The sequence below is a fragment of the Lapillicoccus sp. genome (assembly GCF_036559105.1).
Taxonomy (GTDB): domain Bacteria; phylum Actinomycetota; class Actinomycetes; order Actinomycetales; family Dermatophilaceae; genus Lapillicoccus.
Genome location: NZ_DATBTV010000018.1, coordinates 1 through 16,198 on the forward strand (window position 1 = coordinate 1; position 16,198 = coordinate 16,198).

Below are 16,198 nucleotides of genomic sequence, written 5' to 3' on the forward strand. Positions count from 1 at the left end.
AAGCTCCCCGGGATGGAATCGAACCATCGTCGCTAATCCTGATTCAAAGTCAGGCGGGCCCTGCCAGCAGACCAACCGGGGATCGACGCCAGAAGGCTAGTCGACCGCCACGGCACGTCAGAGTCGCGAGCGGAAGACCGCGACGTCGACCGCCTGCCAGTCGGCGTGGTCGTTGCGCCAGCCCACCCGGTCGTGAAACTGGGGCGCCGCGTTGGCTGTGGCGTGCCCGATGACGTTCGCCGTGGAGATCCCGAACTGCGACTGGAGGCTGCGAACCAACGCGAGGGCGGCGCCCACCTGGGCGGCCCGGCTCAGGATCTGCTGGTCCGCCCACGTGGCCGACGAGCCGCCCTCCTGGACCATCTCGATCCCGATCGCCTGGTCGTTCAGGCCGATGGTGTGCCGGCAGCGGACCGAGGTCGGGACGAGCTGGTAGACCGTGCCGTCCTTGTCGACGACGTAGTGCGAGCACGTCCCCGGCAGCTCGCCCATGTTGACGGTGTCGGCGGCGAAGGTGGCCCGCGCACCCGCCCAGGTCCCGCCGGCCGTGTAGTGGAGCACGATCATCGTCGGCGTCAGCTGCCAGCTCGCGGTGCCGTAGTGGCGCAGGGAGTAGGCCGCCATCTCCTGCTGGCGGCCCGCGGAGTAGGCGATCGGCGCCTGGACCACCCGGAGCGACGAGGGTCCCGCGGCCGGCGGCGCCACAGCGGCCGGGGACGAAGCGGAAGCGGTCCGTACCGGGGCCACGCCGGTCGGGGCCGACTGACGGGTGATCTGGAGGGGAGTCGGCGCGGCTGTGGACGAGGCCGAACCCGTGAAGATCGGCTGCGGAGGGTCGGGGTCCGCCACGGCCGGGGCGGTCGCGCCGCGGGGGCCCTGGGACGCGGCAACGGCCGGCTGACCCACGTACCCGGCCGTCTCGGTACCGCAGGCCGCGGTCAGGGCGGCGGTGAGCAGCACGCAACCGAGCGCACCCGCATACCGACCCCTGCGCCCCGTCACCACATCACGGTAACGGCAGAATGGCGGCATGACTCCACGGGACGCGGACGGCGTGCGGTCCCGGATGACGGGTCCGCAGCGCCGGGAGCAGCTGCTCGAGGTCGGCCGGAAACTGTTCGCCGACAAGGGTTTCGAGGGCACCAGCGTCGAGGAGATCGCCGCCAAGGCCGGAGTGTCGAAGCCGGTCGTCTACGAGCACTTCGGGGGCAAGGAGGGCCTGTATGCGGTCGTCGTCGACCGCGAGCTCCGCACCCTCCTCGACGGGATCAACGTGGCGCTCCGCGTGGAGACGACCTCCCGCGGCCTGCTCGAGGCGGCGGCCCTCGCGCTGCTCGACTACATCGAGGGGTCGACCGACGGCTTCCGGATCCTCGTCCGCGACTCCCCCGCCGGCCAGTCGACGGGGTCGTTCGCGAGTCTGATCAGCGACGTGGCGACGCAGGTGGAGCACCTGCTCGCCGCCGAGTTCAAGTCGCGCAAGCTGGACCCCAAGACGGCTCCCCTCTACGCCCAGATGCTCGTCGGCATGGTCGCGCTGACGGGGCAGTGGTGGCTCGACTCGCCCAAGTTCAAGAAGGTCGACGTCGCGGCGCACCTGGTCAACCTGGCCTGGAACGGCCTGAGCGGACTCGAGGCGAAGCCACGGCTCAGCAGCCGGCGCTGACCGCTCAGCCGGGTTGGTGGCCCACGGCGAAGATCCGGCGGAAGCCGAGGACGACGCCGTGCGGCTCCCGCGGGTAAGCGGCGTCGAGGGCCTCGCTGAACTCGTCGAGGAACGCCTGCCGCTCGTCGTCACCGGTGAGGACGTCGAGAGCCGGCCGGAGCCCCGTACCGCGCACCCACTCGAGCACCGGGGATCGCTGAGCGCCCACGGGGTCGAGCACGTGCTGGTAGGTCGTCTCCCAGACGTCAGGTTCGAGACCCAGGTCGGCCAGGGCGCGCAGGTATGCGGGCGGCGCTACGACGTTGCCGACGCGGGCGAGGGGCTGCGCCAGCTCGGCGGCCCGAGGCTGCCGGGCAGCCACCTCGCGCATCAGGGCGTGCGACGGCGCGTCGAGGTTGTTCGGCACCTGGAAGGCGAACCAGCCGCCCGGAGCCAGCGCGTCCACCCACCGCGGGAACAGGTCGAGGTGGCCCGGAACCCACTGCAGGGCCGCATTGCTGACCAGGACGTCGACCGGCGCGCCCAGCGAGCCGGGATCCCAGTCCTCCACGCGGGCCTCCACCCACTCGACCCGCTGCTGCGCGTCGAGCTCCCGTGCGGCGGCCAGCATCGTCGGCGACGAGTCGACGCCGACGACCCGGGCCCTGGGCCAGCGCTCGGTCAGGCTCAGCGTCAGCGGGCCGTCGCCGCAGCCGAGGTCGACGACCACCGCCGGCTCGGTCGCCGCCACCCGGCTGAGCAGGTCGACGAAGGGCCGGCCACGGTGGGAACCGAACAACGCGTACTGCTGCGGGTCCCAGGCCATGGTGGTCTCCCTGTGCGGTGGACGAATGTGTCTTGACGTCAAGATACTTGACGACGGTTAGACTTCACAACGTGACCGCTCAACCGGCGTCCTCCGGCGACGAGGTCGACCGGATCGTCGTCGCCTGGGAACGCGAACGGCCCGACCTCGACGTGGCGCCCCTCCAGGTGCTCTCCCGGATCTCCCGGCTGGCCCGACACCTCGACCTCGCCCGGAGCGTGGCGTTCGCCGAGCGTGGGCTGGAGCTGTGGGAGTTCGACGTCCTCTCGGCGCTGCGCCGCTCGGGATCGCCCTACCAGCTGTCCCCCGGCCAGCTGGTCAGCCAGACCCTGGTGACGTCGGGCACGATGACCAACCGTGTCGACCGGCTGACCGAGCGCGGGTTCGTCGAGCGCAGCCCCGACCCCAACGACCGCCGCGGCGTCATCGTCGCCCTCACCGAGGCGGGTCGGGAGACCGTCGACGCCGCCCTCGCCGACCTGCTGTCCCGAGAGCGCGAGCTGCTGGCCCGGCTCTCCGAGCGCGACCGTTCCCTGCTCGCGTCCCTGCTGCGGGAGCTGCTCGAGCCGTTCGACGCCTGAGCCTCTCGACGTTTGAGCCGCTCGGACCTGGTCCGGCCGCCGGCCCGAGACCCGGTCAGCCCGCCGTCTCGGCGGCGTCGAGCCAGTCCGCCTCGAGGTCGTCCCGCTCGCGCTGCAACGTGCGGAGCTCGGCGTCGAGGCGGAGCACGACCTGATGGTCCGCGGCACTGCGGGCCATCTCGTCGTGCAGCCGGGCCTCCTCGGCGCTGATCCGGTCGAGGCGTCGTTCGATCCGCGACATCTCCTTGCGGGCCGCGCGGATGTCGGCGGCGTTCGGGCCGGACGCCTGCACATCGGTTCGTGCTGAATCGAGCCGGATGTCGGCGCGGTCCAGAGCACGAACCGGGGAAGCGGGGGCAGAGGAGGAAAGAGCGGTGGCGCGGAGGCGGAGGTACTCGTCGACGCCGCCGGGCAGGTCGCGCACCCGCCCGTCGCCGAGCAGGGCGACCTGGTGGTCGGCGACCCGCTCGAGGAGGTAGCGGTCGTGGGACACGACGATGAGGGTGCCCGCCCAGCCGTCGAGGACGTCCTCCAGCGAGGTCAACGTGTCGATGTCGAGGTCGTTGGTCGGCTCGTCGAGGATGAGGACGTTCGGCTCGGTCATCAGCAGCCGCAGCAGCTGGAGGCGCCGGCGCTCCCCGCCCGACAGGTCGCCCACCCGCGTCTGCTGCCGGCCGCCGGTGAACCCGAGCCGGGTCGCGAGCTGGCTGGCGGTCACCTCCTTGCCGCCCAGGGTGGTGAACGCCCGGACGTCCTCGACCGCCTCGATGACCCGCCACGACGCGTACTTCTCGAGCTCACGGACCTCCTGCGTGAGGAAGGCGATGACCACGGTCTTGCCGATCCTTCGCCGGCCGGAGCTCAGCGGCTGGTCACCGGTGACGGCCCGCAACAAGGTGGACTTGCCCGCCCCGTTGACGCCGACGATGCCCACCCGCTCACCGGGAGCGAGCCGCCAGGTCACGTCGTCGAGGATGAGGCGGTCGCCCAGCTGCACCGAAGCGTCGACGAGGTCGACGACGTCCTTGCCCAGCCGCCGGGTCGCGAACCGGACCAGGGCCACGTCGTCGCGCGGCGGCGGCTCGTTCTCGATCAGCGCGTTGGCCGCGTCGATCCGGAACCGGGGCTTACTGGTGCGGGCCGGCGGCCCCCGCCGCAGCCAGGCCAGCTCCTTGCGGAGCAGGTTCCCGCGACGCTCCTCCACGACCGCCGAGAGCCGGTCGCGCTCGGCGCGGGCCAGGACGTAGGCCGCATACCCGCCCTCGTAGGACTGCACCGTCCCGTCGGTCACCTCCCACGTCAGCATGGCGACCGCGTCGAGGAACCACCGGTCGTGGGTGACCGCGACGACGGACGCGTCCGGGCGGGTACGACGGGTCACCAGGTGGTCGGCGAGCCAGGCGACCCCCTCGACGTCGAAATGGTTCGTCGGTTCGTCGAGGAGCAGCAGGTCAGGGTCGGCGACGAGCAGCCGGGCGAGCGCGAGCCGCCGTCGCTCGCCTCCGGAGAGTGGTCCGATCACCGTGTCGAGACCGCCGACCGACGGGGCGCCGACCCCGCCGAGGAGCCCGGTGAGGACGTCACGGATCCGTGCGTCCCCGGCCCACACGTGCTCGGGCAGGTCGCCGACGACCGCTTCGCGGACCGTCCACGCCGGGTCCAGCGTGTCGTCCTGGCTCAGCAGCCCGACCGTGGTCCCACCCGCCCGGGTGACCCGGCCGGCGTCGGCCGCTTGGTCGCCGGCCAGCACCCGCAAGAGGGTGGACTTCCCGCCCCCGTTGCGACCCACGACACCGATCCGCTGGCCAGTGCCGACACCGGTCGAGACCGCGTCGAGGACGGCCGTGGTGCCGTAGACGACGGTCGCGTTCTCGAGGGCGACGAGGTTGGCCATGGGCGGGGAGGAAGCGGAGTAGGCGGCGGGTCAGGCCCGCGCGGTGGGACCGGGGACGACCTGAGCGCCGTGCACGGGACCCTTGGCTCGGCGGACCTCGCCCGCGACGCCTGCGGCGGAGAGGGAGACGCAGAGGTCGAGCGCCGCCTCGGGCGAGTCGGTGAGGAACGCCACGGTCGGGCCGGACCCGGACACGACACCGCCGATCGCGCCGTACTCGAGACCCGCGACGAGGACCTCGCCGAGGTCGGGCTGGAGCGAGATCGCGGCGTCACTGAGGTCGTTGGTCAGCGCGGCGCCGAGGGCGTCGGCGTCGCCGGAGCGCAGCGCCGTCATCATGTCCGCCGTCGGCTCCGGGTGCGGGATGCGGGCGTTGCCGCGCAGGCGGTCGCACTCGGCATACACCGTCGGGGTGGACAAGCCGCTGTCGCTGACGGCGAGGACCCAGTGGTACGAGCCCCGGGCGAGCACCGGCGCGAGCCGTTCGCCGCGACCGGAACCCACCGCGATACCGCCGGTCAGCACGAACGGGATGTCGCTGCCCAGCTCGGCGGCCATCTCGAGGAGGTCGTCACGGGGCAGCCCGAGCCCCCAGAGGTGGTCGCAGGCCAGGAGAGCTCCGGCCGCGTCCGCCGAGCCGCCGGCCATCCCGCCGGCCACCGGGATCTCCTTGTGGATCACCACGGTCACCGGCTCGTCGACGCCCACCTGCTCGGCGAGCATGCGCGCGGCGCGCAGAGCGAGGTTGCTGGCGTCGGTGGGCACCCGGTCGGCGTAGGGACCGTGGACGACGACCGACCAGTCGTCGGCCGGGATCACCGTGACCTCGTCGTGCAGCCCCACGGCCATGTAGACGGTGGCGAGCTCGTGGAACCCGTCGGAGCGACGTGGGCCCACTTTGAGCTCGAGGTTGACCTTGGCGGGCGCGCGGACGGTCACCGACCGTCGCGTTGTCGCAGCTGAGGTCACCGCCTCACCCTATGGCAGCGTCAGTTCCCCGCCGTGGGCCTGCTTCGCGGCGGCGATCGCCGCGAACGCCGCGATGTCGAGCTGCTCGCCGCGGGCGCTCGGGTCCACTCCAGCGGCCCGCAGCAGGGCCTCGGCGGCCGGAGCCCCTCCGGCCCATCCGGCGAGCGCGGCCCGCAGGGTCTTGCGACGCTGCGCGAAGGCGGCGTCGATGCAGCGGAACACCTCCTCGCGGGTCGCCGTCGTGACCGGCGGCGGCCGGCGGACCATCGCGACGAGTCCGGAGTCGACGTTCGGCACCGGCCAGAAGACGCTCCGGGGCACGGTGCCCGCGAGCCGTACATCCGCGTACCAGGCGGCCTTGAGGCTGGGCACCCCGAAGGTGCGCGAGCCCGGCCCGGCGGCGAGCCGCTCGGCCACCTCCAGCTGGACCATGACGAGCACCCGCTGAAGAGTCGGCAGGTGCTGGAGGAAGGTCAGCACGACGGGCACGGAGACGTTGTAGGGCAGGTTGGCCACGAGGGCGGTCGGCTGAGGGTCGGGCAGCGCGGTCAGGTGCAGGGCGTCGGCCTGCACGACGGCGAGCCGGTCGGTATGCGTCGGCTGCAGCTCCGCGACGGTGTCTGGGAGGGCGGCGGCCAGGGTCGGGTCGACCTCGACGGCCGTGACGTGGGCGACCTCGGGCAACAGCGCGAGGGTCAGCGAGCCGAGACCGGGACCGACCTCGACGACGACGTCGTCGGGCCCGAGACCGGCCAGCCGGACGATCCGCCGGACGGTGTTGGCGTCGACGACGAAGTTCTGGCCCCACTGCTTGGTGGGCCGCAGGCCGAGGCGAGCGGCGAGCTCACGAACCCGCGCAGCGCCCAGAAGCCCCGGGGAACCGTTCATCCCCGGAGCTTCTCGACGTGCTGCAGGCGCTCGGTCAGGGCCTGCAGCCCCAGGCTTGGGTGCCGGACTTGGCGTAGACCCGGTTGGCGACCGTGATCTGCTGCTCCCGGGAGGCCAGGTCGGCGCGCCCGGCGAAGTCGGCACCGCCGTTCGCGAGCCACGTGCTCTGCGCGAACTGCAGCCCGCCGTAGTAACCGTTGCCGGTGTTGATGTGCCAGTTGCCGCCGGACTCGCACCGGGCGATCCGGTCCCACATCGCGGCGTTCGCGAGGTTGAGGCCGGCGCCGGAGGTGTTGCCGGCAGACGGCGCAGGCGTCGTGGTCGCCGGAGCGGGAGCGGGAGCGGGAGCGGGAGCGGCGACCTTGGTACCGACGGCCACGACCTGGTTCACCGGGTTCTTGGTGACCTGCGTGCCGGTCTGGTTGCGCGACTCGAGCTTGCCGTCGACCCACACCTCGTCGAAGGTGGCGCTCTGCTCGCCGGCGACGCCCTGGGTGGTCGTCTTCTTGGTGCCCTTGGCCAGGGTGGCGTCGTCCTGGCTGGTAACGCCGAACGCGACCGGCTGGGTCTCGCTGACCGTCTTCTTCTCGACGCGGTTGATCGTGACGGCCAGCCCCTCAGTGAGCGGGGTCTCGGGTGCCGGGTTGACGCGGTCCTGCGCACCGAGGGTGACCTCGAGCTGCTGGAGGGCGTCGGCGACGGTCGGGCCGGTGCTGGCGACGGTCTTGCTGGCGCCGTCGACGGAGACCGTGACGTTCTTGGGGGTGGTGATGGTGAGCGCCAGGCCGGACCGGCCGAGCGGCTCGGACCGCGAGACGGACAGCTTCGCGGAGTCGGCGCGGATGCCGAGCTCGGCGAGGGCGCCGTCGACGGACGTGGCGGTCGTCCAGTAGTCGGTGGTCTTGCCGTCCTGGGTGACGGTGAGCTTGCGGCCGTAACGCACGACGACCGTGTCGCCGTCGCGTAGCGGCGCGTCGGCGGCCGGCTGCACGATGTCGTGCTCGCCGACGGGGACGTCCTGCTTCGCGAGCAGGTCGCCAACGGTGCTGCCGAAGACGTGCACCGACGAGGTGGCACCGTCGAGGGACAGGCTCACGGCCTTGTCGTACTGGGCCATGGTCAGGGCACCGACGGCCACGACGGCCACGGCCGCGCCCTGGGCGGCCCAACGCAACGGACGAGAGATCAAGGGGGCTCCAAAGTTTGAACGTCCCGGGTGGAGCGGAGCCGGTCGCCCCGCCGCGTCTCGTGACGCGAAAGGGGGCCTGAAATGGCCCCCACTGGACGCCGGCCGCAGGACTCGCCCCGGCCAACGGCGTCCACTGTCCCGGAACCGTCACCCAAAGGTCAAATTTTGGTAACGGTCGCGTGGTGGATGTGACAGACGGGACATCTGGTGCCCTCGAGGTCGGCCGGTCAGGTCCAGGGCCCGTAGACCCGCTCGGAGTTCGCCGACAGCGCGGTGCACAACGCGGGGACGTCGACGGTGAGGACGCCGGCCATGGCGCGCACGGTGAGCGGCACGAGGTACGACGCGTTGGTGACGCCGCGGTAGGGCGTGGGGGCGAGGTAGGGCGCGTCGGTCTCGACCAGCAGGTTGTCCAGCGGCGTCACCGCGAGGGCGTCCCGCAGGCCTGTGGCGTTCTTGAACGTCACCGTCCCCGCGAACGACAGGAGGTAGCCGCGCTCGACCGCGGCCCGGGCCATCCGGGCGTCGCCGGAGAAGCAGTGCAGCACGGTATGCGGCGGCGCCCCCTCCTCGTCGAGGATCCTCATGACGTCGTCGTGCGCATCGCGGTCGTGGATCTGGAGGGCTCGTCCGGTCCGCTTGGCGAGGTCGATGTGCCAGCGGAAAGCGTTCTGCTGCAACGGAATCCCGTCGGCTCCGGTACGGAAGTAGTCCAGACCGGTCTCACCCACAACCCGGATCCGGGGATGTGAGGCGAGCGCCTCGACCTGGGCCAGCGCGTCGTCCAGCTCTCCCGTCTCGGCCAAGCGGGGCACCTCGTTCGGGTGCACCGCGACACCACCGAGCAGCGCGGCATACTCGTCGACCATCTCCCCCGTGAGCCGGACCCCCGCCGGGTCGCAGCCCACCTGCACGAGGCGGGTCACGCCGACCGACGCGGCCGCGGCAATGGCCTCAGCGGTCGGGAGCGCCTCTTCGCCCTCGCGCGCGACGTCGAGGTGCACGTGGTTGTCCACGACCGGTATGGGCAGAGGGTCGGGTGCCGGCGGCCGCTCGTCCTGGAGTCTCGGCAACCGGTGGGGGCTCACTCGCCCGCGCCCGGCGGGTCGAACTTGCGGAAGACCGGGGCGGGCTTCGTGAGCGGCGTCCCGGCGACGACGGGGCGCGACTCCCAGCGCGGCGTCGCGGAGTAGTCGCCGGTGATGACCGGGTAGGCGGGGCCGCCGTCCAGATCGTCGACGACATCGAGCCGCGGCATGGGGACGAGGTCGCCCTCACCGCCGAGGACCCGGTGGATCGCGTTCGCGCTGTGCGGCAGGAACGGCGACATGATGGTGTTGAGGTCGGTGACGACCTGGGCGAGCACGTGGAGGATCGTGCCGAGCCGCTCGCGCTCGTCGTCGGCCTTGAGCCGGAACGGCTCGGTCTTGCTGACGTAGGCGTTGGCCTCACCGACCAGCCGCATCGCCTCGGCCGTGGCGGCCCGGACCCGCTGCCGCTCGAGCAGGCCGCCGACGGTCTCGAACCCACCGCGGACGGCGGCGAGCAGGTCCTCGTCGACGGCCTCCAACGGGCCGGCCGCCGGGATCTCGCCGAACTGCTTGTGGATCATCGTCGCGGTCCGGTTGACGAGGTTGCCCCACCCGGCGACGAGCTCGGAGTTGTTGCGCTGGACGAACGCCGACCAGGTGAACTCGGCGTCCTGGCTCTCCGGGCCGGCCGCGCAGATGAAGTACCGCAGCGGGTCCGGTCCGTAGTCGCGCAGCACGTCGCGCACGTAGACGACGTGGCCGCGGGAGCTGGAGAACTGCTCGTCACCCATGGTGAGGAACTGCGACGCCACCACCTCGGTCGGCAGGTTCAGCACGCCGTACTCCCCCGGCGTACCGCCCTTGTCGCCGAGACCCGCATACGCGAGGAGCTCGGCGGGCCAGATGAGCGAGTGGAAGGTGATGTTGTCCTTGCCCTGGAAGTAGTACGAACGCGCCTCGGGGTCGTTCCACCACTCGCGCCAGCGCTCCGGGTCGCCGGTGCGACGGGCCCACTCGATGGAGGCGGAGAGGTAGCCGACCACCGCGTCGAACCACACGTAGAAGCGCTTCGTCGGCTGGTCGCGCCAGCCCTCGATGGGGACCGGGATCCCCCAGTCGAGGTCACGGGTCATCGCCCGCGGGCGGACCTCCTCGAGCAGCCCCTTGGAGAAGTTGAGGACCGAGGGCCGCCAGGTGCCGGACGCCTCGCGTTCGTCCAGCCACCCACCGATCGCGCCGGCGAGGGCGGGCAGGTCGAGGAAGAAGTGCTGCGTCTCGACGAAGGCCGGCACCTCGCCGTTGATCCGCGAGTGCGGCTCGATGAGGTCGGTGGCGTCGAGCTGGTTGCCGCAGTTGTCGCACTGGTCGCCCCGGGCCTGGCCGTAGCCGCAGATCGGGCAGGTGCCCTCGATGTAGCGGTCCGGCAGGGTGCGACCGGTCGACGGGCTGATCGCGCCGCGCGTCGTCTGCTCGACCATGTAGCCGTTGCGCCAGTCGCCGGTGAACAGCTCCTGCGCGACGGCGTAGTGGTTGAGCGTCGTCGTCCGCGTGAAGAGGTCGTACGCGAGGCCGAGATCGGTGAGGTCCTCGGCGATGACCCGGTTGTAGCGGTCCGCGAGCTCGCGCGGGCTGACGCCCTCCCGGTCGGCCTCGACGAGGATCGGCGTCCCGTGCTCGTCGGTTCCGCTGACCATCAGCACGTCGTGACCGGCCATCCGCATGTACCGGCTGAACACGTCGGACGGCACGCCGAACCCGGCCACGTGGCCGATGTGGCGTGGTCCGTTGGCGTACGGCCAGGCGACGGCGGACAGGACATGAGCCATACCGCTCAGCCTATGGCGCGAGCGCTACGGGTTTACCGGGGCCGGAGGCGCCAGGACCGGCAGGTCGGTCTGCCGGAAGTCGTCCCCGACACACAGCAGCGGGACCGCGGCGATGCGCGCCACCGCGTAGCTGAAGCAGTCGCCGAGGTCGAGCCGCGCCGGATGCCGGCCCTTCCCGAACCGTCGCCACGCATCCACTGCGGCGTTGGCGTGCCGACGGTCGACGTCCACCACCTCGATGTCGAGCCGGTCAATCGTCCGGGAGCCAGTGACCGCGCCCGAGGTGTATGCCTCGAGGACGAGGGACAGCTCGACGAACGTGACCGCGGACATCAGGCGTGCCAAGGCCGCGTCGAGCTGCTCCTCGACCCACGGGGCCGTGGGCTCGCCCTTGACCAACGCGACTACTGCACTCGTGTCCACCGCGATGCTCACGAGGGGAGACCGTTCTCGTCGTAGCCGATGATCTCGTCGTCACTAACCCCGTCGAGGGATCGGTCTCGGCTCGCCGCGACCTCGGCCTGGAGCTGGGCGATCGCGGCTGACAGGTCACCACGACGGGACCGGCGGACCCGCGCCAGGCGTTCCCGCAGGGCAACCGTGACCGCTTCGGTCAGCGTCTCGTGGGTCTCCGCGGCCAGGGCCCGGGCCAAGGCGTCGGCTTCGTCGGTCTTGATACTGAGGGCCACACGCCTATTCTAGACCAACCGTGATTTTCTAGACAATGGTCAGGCGAGGAACTGGCGGATCAGGTCGGGGTCGACCTCGTGGGCCAGGGCCAGGGCGCTCCCGACCGGGATGTCGTGTGCGGTGTAGCCCTGCTTTCCCGCCGCGGTCGTGGCGGTGAGGTGCGCGAGTCCGACCCGGCGCTGGAACCACGAGGACCGGACGTTCCAGCCGATGATCCCGGTGCGCTGGACCACGTCGCGCCGCCGGACGAACGACCCGGACCGCACCACGAGGTGCTCGGGCGTGAGGTGGTGGCCGAGGCCGGCATAGCGGTCGCGCGCGATGAACGGCATCACCAGCGTCGGCGTGAACGCCGCCACCGCGATCCCGACCGGCCAGTGCCGCCACACGGTCAGCAGCAGCGCCACGAGGAGGATGGTCAGCGCCGGCCACATCGCCCGGATGTAGCGGCGCCGGCGGGCGCTCGCCCCATGGTGCGTGAGCCGGGCGGTCATGGCCTGGCGGTCGCCGACGACCGCAGCGGCGACCTCGGCGACGACCTGGCGGGGAGCCGGCGGGACCAGCCACGCCGTGCCCCGACGATCCTCACGCTTGCTCAGCCCGGTCGTGATGACGTGCAGCCGGCCACCCCTGACCAGCCGAAGGCCGAGCGGCTCGCCGACCTCGAGGCCGCGGATCCGCTTCTCCTCGATGCTCGACTCGCGGCTCGTGAGCAGGCCCCGGGTGATGTGCAGCGTGCCCCCACTGTGCCGGGTCAGCCGGAACCCCCAGAACTGCAGGACGTAGCCGATGACCGACAGCACGGTGACGACGACCAGCACCGCGACGACCCCAACGATCGAGTCGACCCACCACGCGTGGTCGCCGATCCGGTCGACCGCCTCGGTGAGGACGCCCCGCTCGAGGACGCGGGTGATGAACTGGTTCGCGAAGCCGAAGATGGCCAGCGCCGAGACGACCCCGGTCATCGTCACCGGCGCGTAGCGGACCCACCGCGGGTCGAGCCGCACGAGTACGGTCTCCGTGTCGACGACCGGTGCCGCGGGGGCCACGACCGGCGGCTGGAGGGCATACGGCTCGCCGGTGGGTGGTGGTGCGTCCGACGCGGCCGGTATGCCGGTTGTCGCCGGCGGCGCCGCGGTCGCCTGCCGCAGGTGGATGAGCTCTTCTCGCAGGTGCCGCGCCTCCGAGAGGGTGAGCGCGTCGAGGACGAGGCGCTCGCCGTGCCCGGTGCCCGCGGTGCCGAGTTCGACCTTGCCCAGCCCCAGCACCCGGTGGATCGGCGACGACGTGACGTCCACGGTGCGCACCCGGTCGGCCGGCGTGGCGAGGATCCGCTTGTTCAGCAATCCTTTTCGCAGCTCGATCTGGCCATTGGTGATGCGGTAGCGCGTCGTGAGGTAGCGCAGCAGGACGACGCCGACGACGAGGGGGATGAACACCCACTCGAACCAGTTCTGCCCGCTGTCGTTGCTGCGTCCCAGGATGATGATGCCGAACAGGACCGGGAGAAGCCGGACTGTCTCCTGCACCAGGTGGACCAGCAGCATCCGCGGGTCGAGGCGCCGCCAGTCGGTCTCGAGGGCGGACAGGGCGGCGACCGCCAGAGGGCTGGCGGGGTCCGTGACCGGCTCGGTCACGTCGCGTCACCGCGTTCGGCGATGGTGAGCGCCGTGAGGTCCTCGACGAGGTGCCGCGCGACGTCGAGGTCGAGTCCGTGGATCTTCAACGGCCCGGCGGCCGATGCGGTGGTGACGGTCACGCTGGCCAGGCCGAGCGCCTGGGCCACCGGACCACGGGTCATGTCGACGGTCTGGATCCGGCTCACCGGCGCGATCCGCCGCTCCTGGTCGAGCCAGCCGGTCTGGGTGTAGACGGCGGTCTCGGTGTGCTCCCAGCGGTGCACGCGGTAGCGCCACACCGGCATGATCGAGAGGTACAGCACGGTCACCACCAGCCACACCAACCCGACGACCACGTGCGGCGTCCGGGACGGAGCGTCGTCGAGGAACCACCACAGGACCTGCCCGGCGAACAGCACGAGCATGAGGAACGCGCCCTCGACGAGCCACATCACCCGGGCTCGGGGGCTGACGAGGTGCGCCGGCTCGCGCAGCCGCAACGGCTCGGCCTGCTCGCTCATCCCCGCCCCTCCGCTGTCCGCTCACCCGTCCGACGACGGATCGCCCCGGTTGGTTCCCCCGACGGTATGCCAGCCGCTCCCTTCCGAGCGCGCGCTCACCAGGCCGGGGTCGGACCACCGCGCAGGAACTGGACGAGGAGCGGGTTCACGACCTCGGGCGACTCGATCGGCAGCACGTGCGTCCCGGGTAGGACAGCGAGCCGGGCGTCGGGCAGGGCGGCGGTCACCGCCTGCGAGTGCTCCAGGGTGACCTCGTCGCGGTCCCCCTGGAGGACGAGGGTCGGTACCGCGACCTCACGCAGCGTGGCGAGGTCGATCTCCGGCTCGGTGAGGATCATCTGCAGCGTCTTGGCGTGCACGACCGGGAAGTGGTCGCCGCCGTCCGGGCTCACCCGCGCGTACTCGTCCCGGAGGAACCCGAGCGCGTCGGGCGAGGACATGTCCTCCTCGAGGGTGCTCCCCGGCCGCTTGCCTCCCGAGTTGTAGTACTGCCCGATCAGCACCATCCGCCGGACGAGCTCCGGGCGTCGCTGTGCCACCAGCAGGGCCACGACGGCCCCGTCGCTCCAGCCGACCAGGTGCGCCGGGCCGTCGACCTCCTGCTCGAGGTAGGCGATCGTGTCGTCGGCCATCACCGAGTAGGTCAGGGGTCCGTCCACGTCGGGAGTGCGCATGTGGCCTCGGCGCTCCGGTACGTGGACGCGGTACCCCGCCTCGACGAGGAACGGCGTCTGCGCGAAGAACGAGGTCGCCCCGCCGAACGCCCCGTGCAGCAGGACGACCGGCTCGCCCTGGCCGGTGACCTCGTGCCAGGTCCGCAGACCCTCGACCTCGACGTATGCGGCGGTGTCGGCCATCGGCCGGTCTCCTCTCAGCGGGCGGCCAGGGCCGCGTCGTACAGCGCCTTCTTGGACAGTCCGGTCTGCCGGGCGAGGTCGGCGCAGACGTCCTTGAGCCGCTCGCCGGCCGCGATCCGCTCCTGGATCGTCGGGACGACGTCGCCCACCTCGGTGGCCGCCCCCCTCACACCGGCGACCACGACGGTGATCTCGCCCCGGGCGTGCTCCTGCGCCCACGCCGTCAGCTCGACGAGGGTGCCCCGCCGGACCTCCTCGTAGGTCTTGGTCAGCTCTCGGCAGACCGCGGCCCGGCGGTCGGGTCCGAACGCCTCGGCCATCGCCGCGAGCGTCACCGCGAGTCGGTGCGGCGCCTCGAAGAACAGCATGGTCCGGCGTTCCTCGCGCAGCTCGGCGAGGGCCCGGGTCCGCTCCCCCGGCTTGCGCGGGAGGAACCCCTCGAAGCAGAACCGGTCCACCGGCATACCGGAGACGGCGAGCGCCGTGAGCACTGCGCTCGGGCCGGGAACACACGTCACCGTCACCCCCACCCGGATGGCGGCGCTGACCAGCCGGTACCCCGGATCCGAGACGGACGGCATCCCGGCGTCGGTGACGAGCACGACGCGGTCGCCCTCGAGGAGCCGGTCCACCAGCTCCCGGGTCCGCGCCGCCTCGTTGTGCTCGTGGTAGCTCAGCGTCCGGCCCCGCAGCTCCACCTCGAGGTCCGCGGCGAGGCGGCGCAGCCGGCGGGTGTCCTCCGCGGCGAGCACGTCGGCCCGCGCCAGCTCGTCGCGCAGCCGCGGCGAGGCGTCCCGGGGCTGCCCGATAGGCGTCGCGGCGAGGACCAGCGTGCCGAGGGTGGTCGGGGAGGTCACGGGCGCATCCTCTCCCACGCGCCGTCCGGGACAATCCGCCCTAGGCTGGGGACTTCGCGAGAGTTTCTTCCGCCACCCCCTCGGAGGTACCCACCATCAGTGTGAGCTCTCGACTCCTCGCCACCCTGCTGGACGACAGCCGAGCCGTCCAGGGCGACCTGCGCGACCTGCGGCGGGCGCTGCACCGGCACCCCGAAATCGGGCTCGACCTGCCACGCACGCAGGAGCGGGTCCTCACCGCCCTCGACGGGCTCACGCTGCAGACGACCCTCGGGCGCCGGACGACCTCGGTCACCGGAGTCCTGCGCGGCGGTGGCGCGCCGGCGGACCGGCCACGGCCGGTCGTGCTGCTGCGGGCCGACATGGACGCCCTGCCGGTACAGGAGCTCGCCGAGGTCGAGTACCGGTCGCAGGTCGACGGGGCCATGCACGGCTGCGGCCACGACCTCCACACGGCGATGCTGGTCGGCGCCGCGCGGCTGCTCGAAGCCCACCGGGACGAGCTGCCCGGCGACGTCGTGCTGATGTTCCAGCCGGGCGAGGAGGGCTGGGCCGGCGCGAAGGTGATGATCGATGAAGGCGTCCTCGACGCCGCCGGCCGGCGGGCCGACGCCGCATACGGGATGCACGTCTTCTCGACGATGGCCCCGCACGGGACCTTCGTCACCAAGTCCGGCCCGATGCTTGCCGCCTCGGACGGGTTCGCGGTGACGGTCAAGGGCAGCGGCGGCCACGGCTCCGCCCCGCACGCGGCGCTCGATCCGGTGCCGGCGGCGGCCGAGATGGTGACCGCCCTCCAGGT

At 72.1% G+C, this 16,198-nt stretch carries 17 protein-coding genes and 1 tRNA gene; 3 read left to right on the top strand and 15 right to left on the bottom strand.

Features of this window, described 5'->3' with window-relative positions; translation table 11 throughout:
* Positions 1-3: 3 nt before the first annotated feature.
* Positions 4-82, bottom strand: a tRNA-Gln gene (locus VIG79_RS02390).
* Positions 83-117: 35 nt separating this feature from the next.
* Complete coding sequence (locus VIG79_RS02395) at positions 118-1,002, bottom strand: peptidoglycan recognition family protein (RefSeq protein WP_331881665.1); 885 nt, start codon at positions 1,000-1,002, stop codon at positions 118-120.
* A 64-nt stretch (positions 1,003-1,066) separates the two neighbouring features.
* Here VIG79_RS02395 and VIG79_RS02400 point away from each other — a divergent pair, with 64 nt between their 5' ends.
* Entirely contained in the window at positions 1,067-1,666 is a 600-nt protein-coding gene (locus VIG79_RS02400) for a TetR/AcrR family transcriptional regulator (RefSeq protein WP_331881701.1), read from the top strand.
* Positions 1,667-1,670: 4 nt separating this feature from the next.
* Here VIG79_RS02400 and VIG79_RS02405 read toward each other — a convergent pair whose 3' ends face one another.
* Entirely contained in the window at positions 1,671-2,471 is an 801-nt protein-coding gene (locus VIG79_RS02405) for a methyltransferase domain-containing protein (RefSeq protein WP_331881667.1), read from the bottom strand.
* A 71-nt stretch (positions 2,472-2,542) separates the two neighbouring features.
* On the opposite strand from VIG79_RS02405, the gene VIG79_RS02410 reads away from it, so the two are divergent.
* Positions 2,543-3,052: a MarR family transcriptional regulator gene (locus tag VIG79_RS02410; RefSeq protein WP_331881669.1), complete on the top strand. Its 510-nt coding sequence runs from the start codon at positions 2,543-2,545 to the stop codon at positions 3,050-3,052.
* Between the two features lie 55 nt (positions 3,053-3,107).
* Here VIG79_RS02410 and VIG79_RS02415 read toward each other — a convergent pair whose 3' ends face one another.
* From VIG79_RS02415 to rsmI, 12 genes are all read right to left on the bottom strand, one after another.
* Positions 3,108-4,946, bottom strand: coding sequence for an ABC-F family ATP-binding cassette domain-containing protein (locus VIG79_RS02415; protein ID WP_331881671.1), 1,839 nt, complete (start codon positions 4,944-4,946; stop codon positions 3,108-3,110).
* A 30-nt stretch (positions 4,947-4,976) separates the two neighbouring features.
* Positions 4,977-5,915 (bottom strand): 4-(cytidine 5'-diphospho)-2-C-methyl-D-erythritol kinase, encoded by a 939-nt coding sequence (locus tag VIG79_RS02420; protein ID WP_331881674.1) that lies wholly within the window; start codon positions 5,913-5,915, stop codon positions 4,977-4,979.
* A 9-nt stretch (positions 5,916-5,924) separates the two neighbouring features.
* The gene (gene rsmA / locus VIG79_RS02425; RefSeq protein WP_331881676.1) at positions 5,925-6,803 is read right to left on the bottom strand and encodes a 16S rRNA (adenine(1518)-N(6)/adenine(1519)-N(6))-dimethyltransferase RsmA; all 879 of its coding nucleotides are present in this window, start codon (positions 6,801-6,803) and stop codon (positions 5,925-5,927) included.
* Positions 6,804-6,837: 34 nt separating this feature from the next.
* Complete coding sequence (locus VIG79_RS02430; RefSeq protein ID WP_331881678.1) at positions 6,838-7,950, bottom strand: ubiquitin-like domain-containing protein; 1,113 nt, start codon at positions 7,948-7,950, stop codon at positions 6,838-6,840.
* A gap of 269 nt (positions 7,951-8,219) precedes the next feature.
* The gene (locus VIG79_RS02435) at positions 8,220-9,008 is read right to left on the bottom strand and encodes a TatD family hydrolase (protein ID WP_331881680.1); all 789 of its coding nucleotides are present in this window, start codon (positions 9,006-9,008) and stop codon (positions 8,220-8,222) included.
* Positions 9,009-9,076: 68 nt separating this feature from the next.
* Positions 9,077-10,849 carry a methionine--tRNA ligase gene (metG, locus tag VIG79_RS02440; protein ID WP_331881682.1) on the bottom strand — a complete coding sequence of 591 codons (1,773 nt, stop codon included), beginning with the start codon at positions 10,847-10,849 and terminating at the stop codon, positions 9,077-9,079.
* Positions 10,850-10,873: 24 nt separating this feature from the next.
* A complete protein-coding gene (locus tag VIG79_RS02445; protein WP_331881684.1) occupies positions 10,874-11,284 on the bottom strand; it encodes a type II toxin-antitoxin system VapC family toxin in 411 nt (136 codons plus the stop codon).
* Positions 11,281-11,538, bottom strand: coding sequence for a type II toxin-antitoxin system VapB family antitoxin (locus VIG79_RS02450; RefSeq protein ID WP_331881687.1), 258 nt, complete (start codon positions 11,536-11,538; stop codon positions 11,281-11,283). Before VIG79_RS02450 ends, VIG79_RS02445 begins: the two co-directional genes overlap by 4 nt.
* Positions 11,539-11,577: 39 nt before the next feature.
* Positions 11,578-13,179: a PH domain-containing protein gene (locus VIG79_RS02455; protein ID WP_331881690.1), complete on the bottom strand. Its 1,602-nt coding sequence runs from the start codon at positions 13,177-13,179 to the stop codon at positions 11,578-11,580.
* Entirely contained in the window at positions 13,176-13,682 is a 507-nt protein-coding gene (locus VIG79_RS02460) for a PH domain-containing protein (RefSeq protein ID WP_331881693.1), read from the bottom strand. Before VIG79_RS02460 ends, VIG79_RS02455 begins: the two co-directional genes overlap by 4 nt.
* A gap of 95 nt (positions 13,683-13,777) precedes the next feature.
* Positions 13,778-14,539 (bottom strand): alpha/beta hydrolase, encoded by a 762-nt coding sequence (locus VIG79_RS02465; RefSeq protein ID WP_331881695.1) that lies wholly within the window; start codon positions 14,537-14,539, stop codon positions 13,778-13,780.
* Between the two features lie 14 nt (positions 14,540-14,553).
* A complete protein-coding gene (gene rsmI / locus VIG79_RS02470) occupies positions 14,554-15,396 on the bottom strand; it encodes a 16S rRNA (cytidine(1402)-2'-O)-methyltransferase (RefSeq protein ID WP_331881697.1) in 843 nt (280 codons plus the stop codon).
* A gap of 125 nt (positions 15,397-15,521) precedes the next feature.
* Between rsmI and VIG79_RS02475 the strand changes: the two genes are divergently transcribed.
* A partial coding sequence (locus VIG79_RS02475; protein WP_414672564.1) for a M20 metallopeptidase family protein occupies positions 15,522-16,198 on the top strand: 677 nt, incomplete at its 3' end.